Source organism: Pseudomonas sp. NPDC087690 (genome assembly GCF_044743175.1).
Taxonomy (GTDB): domain Bacteria; phylum Pseudomonadota; class Gammaproteobacteria; order Pseudomonadales; family Pseudomonadaceae; genus Aquipseudomonas.
Genome location: NZ_JBIUVX010000015.1, coordinates 1 through 7,327, shown reverse-complemented (window position 1 = coordinate 7,327; position 7,327 = coordinate 1). Strand labels below are relative to the sequence as shown.

8 protein-coding genes are annotated in these 7,327 nt (G+C 60.2%); 6 read left to right on the top strand and 2 right to left on the bottom strand.

What is annotated here, in order from left to right; genetic code table 11:
* The first annotated feature begins 125 nt into the window (after positions 1-125).
* From ACIPIZ_RS16290 to ACIPIZ_RS16270, 5 genes are all read left to right on the top strand, one after another.
* The gene (locus ACIPIZ_RS16290; protein ID WP_064116481.1) at positions 126-1,034 is read left to right on the top strand and encodes a LysR substrate-binding domain-containing protein; all 909 of its coding nucleotides are present in this window, start codon (positions 126-128) and stop codon (positions 1,032-1,034) included.
* Positions 1,035-1,364: 330 nt separating this feature from the next.
* Complete coding sequence (gene purE, locus ACIPIZ_RS16285; protein ID WP_007954291.1) at positions 1,365-1,856, top strand: 5-(carboxyamino)imidazole ribonucleotide mutase; 492 nt, start codon at positions 1,365-1,367, stop codon at positions 1,854-1,856.
* 10 nt (positions 1,857-1,866) lie between these two features.
* Positions 1,867-2,949, top strand: a complete 1,083-nt coding sequence (locus ACIPIZ_RS16280; protein WP_064389609.1) for a 5-(carboxyamino)imidazole ribonucleotide synthase — start codon at positions 1,867-1,869, stop codon at positions 2,947-2,949.
* A 109-nt stretch (positions 2,950-3,058) separates the two neighbouring features.
* Positions 3,059-3,304, top strand: a complete 246-nt coding sequence (locus ACIPIZ_RS16275; RefSeq protein WP_007920223.1) for a GlsB/YeaQ/YmgE family stress response membrane protein — start codon at positions 3,059-3,061, stop codon at positions 3,302-3,304.
* Between the two features lie 93 nt (positions 3,305-3,397).
* Positions 3,398-3,934 (top strand): DUF3299 domain-containing protein, encoded by a 537-nt coding sequence (locus tag ACIPIZ_RS16270; protein ID WP_401166076.1) that lies wholly within the window; start codon positions 3,398-3,400, stop codon positions 3,932-3,934.
* Positions 3,935-4,017: 83 nt separating this feature from the next.
* Here the strand turns inward: ACIPIZ_RS16270 and ACIPIZ_RS16265 are convergent, their stop codons facing one another.
* Positions 4,018-4,917 (bottom strand): D-hexose-6-phosphate mutarotase, encoded by a 900-nt coding sequence (locus tag ACIPIZ_RS16265; RefSeq protein ID WP_105704694.1) that lies wholly within the window; start codon positions 4,915-4,917, stop codon positions 4,018-4,020.
* A 58-nt stretch (positions 4,918-4,975) separates the two neighbouring features.
* Complete coding sequence (locus ACIPIZ_RS16260) at positions 4,976-5,380, bottom strand: acyl-CoA thioesterase (RefSeq protein WP_003229628.1); 405 nt, start codon at positions 5,378-5,380, stop codon at positions 4,976-4,978.
* Positions 5,381-5,756: 376 nt separating this feature from the next.
* Here ACIPIZ_RS16260 and ACIPIZ_RS16255 point away from each other — a divergent pair, with 376 nt between their 5' ends.
* Positions 5,757-7,055: an MFS transporter gene (locus tag ACIPIZ_RS16255; RefSeq protein ID WP_401166074.1), complete on the top strand. Its 1,299-nt coding sequence runs from the start codon at positions 5,757-5,759 to the stop codon at positions 7,053-7,055.
* Positions 7,056-7,327: the final 272 nt, after the last annotated feature.

Genomic DNA, 7,327 nt, shown 5'->3' with positions numbered 1-7,327 from the left:
GCGTGAGGGAAATTTCGGGCCAATGCTGTTAAGCACTGCCCTATGCACATTCGGCAAAATGCCCATGTGACGCCGCCTGCGCGGCAGACGTGTGACCTGTTTTGGTGCGTGTCCGGGAGGACGTGATGAATCTGGAAAGCAAATGGCTCGAGGACTTCAGTGCTCTGGCCGCCACCCGCAGCTTCTCGCAGGCAGCCGAACGGCGCTTCGTGACTCAGCCGGCGTTCAGTCGGCGGATCCGCAGTCTGGAAGCCGCATTGGGGCTGACCCTGGTCAACCGCTCGCGCACGCCGATCGAGCTGACGGCGGCGGGGCAGCTGTTTCTGGTGACCGCACGCACCGTGGTCGAACAGCTCGGTGAAGTGCTGCGTCATTTGCATCATCTGGAAGGCGGGCAGGGCGAAGTGATGCAAGTCGCTGCCGCTCACTCGCTGGCGCTGGGTTTCTTCCCGCGCTGGATCGCGCAACTGCGTAATGAAGGCTTGAACATCGCCACTCGGCTGGTCGCAACTAACGTGGGTGACGCGGTGCATGCGTTGCGTGAAGGCGGCTGCGATCTGATGCTGGCGTTCTATGACCCGGACGCGGCGATGCAGATGGACCCGGAGATTTTCCCCTCGCTGCATTTGGGCCAGACCGAGATGCTGCCGGTGTGTGCGGCGGATGCGGAGGGCAAGCCGCTGTTCGATCTGGAAGGAGAAGCGAGCGTGCCGTTGCTGGCTTATAGCGCCGGGGCGTTTCTCGGGCGTTCGGTGAATGGCTTGCTGCGTCAGCGTCAGTTGCGCTTCACCACTATTTACGAAACCGCAATGGCTGACAGCCTGAAAAGCATGGCGCTGGAAGGACTCGGGATTGCGTGGGTGCCGCAACTGAGCGTGCGGGCCGAGCTGGCGCGTGGCGAACTGGTGGTCTGCGGCGGCCCGCAATGGCATGTGCCGCTGGAGATTCGCCTCTACCGCTGCGCCTTGGTACGCAAAGCCAACGTGCGATTGTTGTGGCGCAAGCTTGAAGGCGGCGCCGCGCAAGCTTCCTGACCCTGCGCGGACCCCTTGTAGGAGTGAGCCTGCTCGCGATAGCGTCTGCACATTCAACGATGATGTGACTGACACACCGCCATCGCGAGCAGGCTCACTCCTACAGGGATTTGTGGTGTTGCGGCGCTGACCTTCAGGTCAATAAAACCGGGCCTTTCGCTCATTTGACAGATGGTCGTTTCGGGGGCTGTTTATTGCTTTCATTGCGGTATACTGCGCGGCCTTCGGCCGGCACGTCCGGCCATTTTTCGTACAATCAAGCCACGCAACCTGCGTGGCTTGTTGTTTTATGACGCGCCTGTGGGCGCTCCAGAGAGAAGAGGCGCGACGATGAGTGCACTGGTTGGCGTGATCATGGGCTCCAAGTCCGATTGGTCCACCCTTAGCCACACCGCCGATATGCTGGAAAAGCTCGGCATCCCGTACGAGGTCAAGGTGGTCTCTGCCCACCGCACCCCGGATCTGCTGTTCCAGTACGCCGAAGAGGCTGAAGGCCGCGGCATCGAGGTGATTATCGCCGGTGCCGGTGGCGCAGCCCACTTGCCAGGCATGTGTGCGGCCAAGACCCACCTGCCGGTGCTGGGCGTGCCAGTGCAGTCGGCCATGCTCTCGGGCGTCGACTCGCTGCTGTCGATCGTGCAGATGCCAGCCGGCATTCCGGTCGCCACCCTGGCCATCGGCAAGGCCGGCGCGATTAACGCCGCGCTGCTCTCGGCGAGCATCCTCGGCGCCAAGCATCCACAGTTCCACGCGGTACTGAAAACCTTCCGTGCCGAGCAGACAGACAGCGTCCTGGACAATCCAGACCCACGTATTGCCTGAGGTTGTTGAGATGAAGATCGGTGTAATCGGTGGCGGCCAGTTGGGTCGCATGTTGGCCCTGGCGGGCACTCCGCTGGGCATGAACTTCGCTTTCCTCGACCCTGCGCCGGACGCCTGTGCGGCCGCGCTGGGCGAACACCTGCGGGCCGATTACGGCGATCAGGATCATCTGCGCCAACTGGCCGATGAAGTCGATCTGGTGACCTTCGAGTTCGAAAGCGTCCCGGCCGAAACCGTGGCATTTCTTTCGCAATTCGTCCCGGTCTACCCGAGCGCCGAAGCCCTGCGCATCGCTCGTGATCGCTGGTTCGAAAAGAGCATGTTCAAGGACCTGGGCATCCCGACGCCTGCCTTCGCCGACATTCAATCGCAAGCCGATCTGGATGCTGCCGTGGCTTCGATCGGTCTGCCGGCCGTGCTGAAAACCCGCACCCTGGGTTATGACGGCAAGGGCCAGAAAGTCCTGCGCAAGCCGGAAGACGTGGTAGGTACTTTCGCCGAACTGGGCAGCGTGTCCTGCCTGCTGGAAGGCTTTGTGCCGTTCACCGGTGAGGTCTCGCTGATCGCCGTGCGTGCCCGCGATGGCGAAACCAGGTTCTATCCGTTGGTACACAACACCCACGACAGCGGCATCCTCAAGCTGTCGGTGGCCAGCACCGATCACCCGTTGCAGGCGTTGGCCGAAGACTACTCGAGCCGTGTGCTCAAGCAACTCGACTACGTCGGCGTCATGGCGTTCGAGTTCTTTGAAGTCGACGGTGGCCTCAAGGCCAACGAAATCGCCCCGCGCGTGCACAACTCCGGGCACTGGACCACCGAAGGCGCCGAGTGCAGCCAGTTCGAAAACCACCTGCGCGCCGTTGCCGGCCTGCCGTTGGGTTCGACGGCCAAGGTTGGCGAGAGCGCAATGCTCAACTTCATCGGCGTCGTTCCGCCGGTTGAGAAGGTCATCGCCATCGACGATTGCCACCTGCATCACTACGGCAAAGCCTTCAAGGCCGGGCGCAAGGTCGGTCACGCCAATCTGCGCTGCGCCGACATGGCCACGCTGCAGGCGCAGATCGTCAAGGTCGAAGCGCTGATCGCCGAGTAAAACAGTTTCATGTGGCAGCGGCGGAACCATTCAGGGGCCGCCGTTCTCTCATGGCAGGATGCCAAAGTCTGACTAGGCTTCGCATATCTATCTTTGAGAGGGAATTGCCATGGGAATTATCGGAACCATCTTTATCGGCTTGATCGTCGGCCTGCTGGCACGGTTCCTGAAACCGGGCGATGACAGCATGGGCTGGATCATGACCATCCTGCTCGGTATCGGCGGTTCGCTGGCGGCCACTTACGGCGGCCAGGCTCTGGGCATCTACCACGCGGGCGAGGGCGCAGGTTTCATCGGCGCACTGGTTGGCGCAATCGTGTTGCTGGTGATCTACGGCCTGATCAAAAAGAACTGATCCAAAGCGACAAAGCCCTCTCTGCCAAAGTGGCCGGGAGGGCTAGAATGCTCGGCGATTCACTGTTCCTTCCTTTCTATACCGAGCACTTTCATGCGCCGTCTTCTGTTGACTCTCCTTTTCCTGGGCAGCGGTTTGGCCCACGCCGGCGAACTGCCGGAAACCGACTGGCTCGAACTGATGCCAAAGTCGGATCAAAAGGCCCTTGAGGCCATGCCTGAAATCGACCACGACTCCCCGGAAGCCACCGGCACCTTCACCGAGAAGGGCGGGATGAAGCAGGCCAAAGGTCTGCCGGCGGTGATGTATTCGACCAAAACCGTGGCGTCGATGAACGACAAACACATCCGCATTGGTGGTTATCCGGTGCCGCTGGAATCCGACGCCAAGGGCCGCAGCACGCTGTTCTTCCTCGTGCCGTACCCGGGCGCGTGCATCCACGTGCCGCCACCGCCGCCAAATCAACTGGTGCTGGTGCGGTATCCGAAGGGTTTGAAACTGGACGATATCTACACGCCGCTGTGGGTGACCGGCACGCTGAAAGTCGAGAAGGTCAGCAATGACCTGGCGGACGCGGCGTATGCGCTGGAAGCGGACAAAGTGCGGGTGGTGCAGGAGTCTGATCTCTAAAGCAAAAGATCGCAGCCTGCGGCAGCTCCTACAGGGAAATGCATTCCAATGCAGGAGCTGCCGCAGGCTGCGATCTTTTGATCTTAAAGCGCTTTGCTGCCGACGCTAACACCCATGGTATGGCTCGCCCCTGGTGCGAGCGTGACGATGTCATCCATCACGTTCGCCGTCTCGATGCACAACATGCGCTGCCAGCCATCGTTGTCCATGTCGGCCAATGCCGCCGCGCGATCGATCCACGGGTTCCAGATCACCGCCGTGCGTGAGCCGGTAGCCGTCAGCACAATGCGTCGTTCCCACGTTGGATCGACAATGCTCAGCTGTGGCGGCGCATCGAGGTAGATGCGGTCGGTCTCACCGGCAAAATGCAGATCGCCTTGCTGACTGTTGGTTTTCCAGTCATCCAGCGTTTCGATGTAATTCAAACCATCGACACCGTCGACGTGCACATGGCGCACATCACTGACCGCGAAATAAGTGTGCAGCGCCTGACTCAGGCTGACGGTTTCACTGCCGCGGTTGTGGCTGGTGAGGCTGAAGCTCAGTTGCTCGGACAAATGAAGGGTCAGTGTCAGATCGACCTGATGCGGCCAGCCCGGCAGGCCACCCTCGGGGTAGGGCAGTTTGAACTCGACCTTGATGCCGTCAGCCTCTGATTCGATGCCGCCCAGTTGCCAATCCATCGCCCGCACCAGACCGTGCGCGGGCGCCGGTTGCGCACCGGTGTACATGGCCTGCACGCTCTGCGGGTTGCGTTCGAACTTGCCGAACCACGGCCAGCACACCGGCACACCGGCGCGAATGCTTTTGCCAGTCTTGAAGTCGGCCTTGTCGTTGAGCCAGATGATCGGTGGTTGCCCATCGATCTGATAACTGAGGATGTGCGCGCCTTGCTGGGCCACCAGCACTTCGGCCTGACCGTGGCGGATGCGCCAGCAGTTCAGTTCATCCAGTTTCACCGCTTCAACGTTGGGCGTGTTCATGGGACAGCTCTCGATCAGACACTTGGGACGATTATCGACCGTAAAACGGCCGCCAGGTTTAACGCGCGCGTGGCGGAACCGAGCGAGTGCGGCCGCTGCCGTCGATGGCGACGAAGACAAACACGGCTTCGGTCACTTTACGCCACTCGCTGGACAGCGGGTCGTCGCTCCACACTTCGACCATCATCTGGATCGAGCTGCGGCCGATTTCCAGGGTCTGGGTATAAAAGGACAATTGCGCGCCGACTGCCACAGGCACAAGGAACGCCATGCGATCGATGGCCACGGTGGCGACGCGGCCACCGGCGACACGGCTGGCCATTGCGGTGCCGGCCAAATCCATCTGCGCTACCAGCCAGCCGCCGAAAATATCGCCAAAGCCGTTGGTTTCGCGCGGGAGTGCGGTGATTTGCAAGGCCAGGTCGCCTTGCGGGATCGGATCTTCTTGTTCGAGCTCTATCATGCCGGGGGTGCCTCTGACCCGTGACTCTTGTTGGTATTGCTGGTGGTAGCCGTCTTCAGGAAAAACGATTCAGCACCGAACATACTACGTTCGTCACGTTTTCCATAAGGCGCCTGAAGGAGAAACTCTGCGAAACCGGCTAATCCCGAGCAAAGGCCGGGCCAACGACGTTTTCGCACAGCAACCCCCTACAAACCGGAGCAGGTTGCGAGTATATCGGTCGGTAGACTCCACGACGACCATCCGGTTCTGATTTTGACCGTCAATTACGCGCCTCTATGTGCTTTTTCGAACAATTTGCTATGGTGCCGAACCTGCCCAAGCCACCGCCAGCGTTGTTGTGGCGGCAGATCCGACTATAAGAGAAGCCCTTGCCATGACCACAGCGCCTTCGAGCCTCGCGCAGCCCGAGCAACCCGCACGACCGTTGACCCGCAATGACTACAAGACTCTGTCGCTGTCCGCCCTTGGCGGCGCGCTGGAATTCTACGATTTCATCATCTTCGTCTTCTTCGCCACCGTGGTCGGCAAGCTGTTCTTCCCGGCCGACATGCCCGAGTGGCTGCGCCTGATGCAGACCTTCGGCATCTTCGCCGCCGGCTATCTGGCTCGGCCGTTGGGCGGCATCGTCATGGCGCACTTCGGCGATCTGCTGGGGCGCAAGAAGATGTTCACCCTGAGCATTTTCATGATGGCCGTGCCGACCCTGATCATGGGTCTGCTGCCAACGTATGCACAGATCGGCATGTGGGCGCCGATCCTTCTTCTATTGATGCGCGTAATTCAAGGCGCGGCGATTGGCGGTGAAGTGCCGGGCGCCTGGGTCTTCGTTTCCGAACACGTACCGCAAAAACACATGGGCTACGCCTGCGGCACGCTCACCAGTGGCCTGACCGCCGGTATTCTGCTCGGCTCGCTGGTGGCCACGGCAATCAACAGCATTTATACGCCGGCGGAAGTTTCTGATTACGCCTGGCGGATTCCATTTCTGCTGGGCGGCGTATTCGGCCTGTTCTCGGTCTACCTGCGCCGCTGGTTGCACGAAACCCCTGTGTTCGCCGAGTTGCAAATGCGTAAAGCCTTGGCAGAAGAAGTGCCACTGCGTGCCGTGCTGCGTGATCATCGCGGGGCGATTGCGATCTCGATGCTGCTCACCTGGCTGCTTTCCGCTGGCATCGTCGTGGTCATCCTGATGACGCCGACCGTGCTGCAAACGGTCTATCACTTCACGCCGACCGAGTCGCTGCAGTCAAACAGTCTGGCGATCGTCTTTCTGAGCATCGGCTGCGTCATTTCCGGCGCACTGGCAGATCGCTTTGGTGCCGGCCGCGTATTTGTGTTCGGTTGCCTGGGGTTGCTGATCAGCTCCTGGACCTTCTATCACAGCCTCGCCGATCACCCGAACTGGCTGTTCCCGCTGTACGCGTTGACCGGTTTTCTGGTCGGCACCATTGGTGCGGTGCCATATGTGATGGTTAAGGCCTTCCCGCCGGTGGTGCGCTTCAGTGGGTTGTCGTTCTCGTACAACGTGGCTTACGCGATCTTCGGCGGGTTGACGCCGATGGTGGTCAGTCTGTTGCTGAAAGAAAGCGCGATGGGGCCTGCCTACTATGTAGCGGTGCTGTGCGCGATGGGGATTCTGGTCGGGGCGTGGCTGTGGAAGAAGGGGCGCTGATCCAGGATTCTGCATCAGATGTTCTGACGCCATCGCGAGCAGGCTCACTCCTACATTTGGAACGCATTTCAAGTGTAGGAGTGAGCCTGCTCGCGATGGGGGCAACACGAATCATCCTGCAAAAACCCGAATAATGGCCTTTCATCCAATTGTCATATTTCAGCCATAGAGTGTTCACACGGCCTGCTGATACTTGGCCCCGACTTAACACACCCTATCTGCTAGGAGTAAGGCATGAAACTGAAGCGTTTGATGGCGGCAATGACTTTTGT

Excerpts from the sequence above, each read along its gene's own strand:
- ACIPIZ_RS16260 (WP_003229628.1), bottom strand. The coding sequence starts at position 5,380 with ATGATAGAGCTCGAACAAGAAGATCCGATCCCGCAAGGCGACCTGGCC.
- ACIPIZ_RS16270 (WP_401166076.1), top strand. The coding sequence starts at position 3,398 with ATGCGCCGTCTTCTGTTGACTCTCCTTTTCCTGGGCAGCGGTTTGGCC.
- purE (WP_007954291.1), top strand. The coding sequence starts at position 1,365 with ATGAGTGCACTGGTTGGCGTGATCATGGGCTCCAAGTCCGATTGGTCC.
- ACIPIZ_RS16290 (WP_064116481.1), top strand. The coding sequence starts at position 126 with ATGAATCTGGAAAGCAAATGGCTCGAGGACTTCAGTGCTCTGGCCGCC.
- ACIPIZ_RS16265 (WP_105704694.1), bottom strand. The coding sequence starts at position 4,917 with ATGAACACGCCCAACGTTGAAGCGGTGAAACTGGATGAACTGAACTGC.
- ACIPIZ_RS16280 (WP_064389609.1), top strand. The coding sequence starts at position 1,867 with ATGAAGATCGGTGTAATCGGTGGCGGCCAGTTGGGTCGCATGTTGGCC.
- ACIPIZ_RS16275 (WP_007920223.1), top strand. The coding sequence starts at position 3,059 with ATGGGAATTATCGGAACCATCTTTATCGGCTTGATCGTCGGCCTGCTG.
- ACIPIZ_RS16255 (WP_401166074.1), top strand. The coding sequence starts at position 5,757 with ATGACCACAGCGCCTTCGAGCCTCGCGCAGCCCGAGCAACCCGCACGA.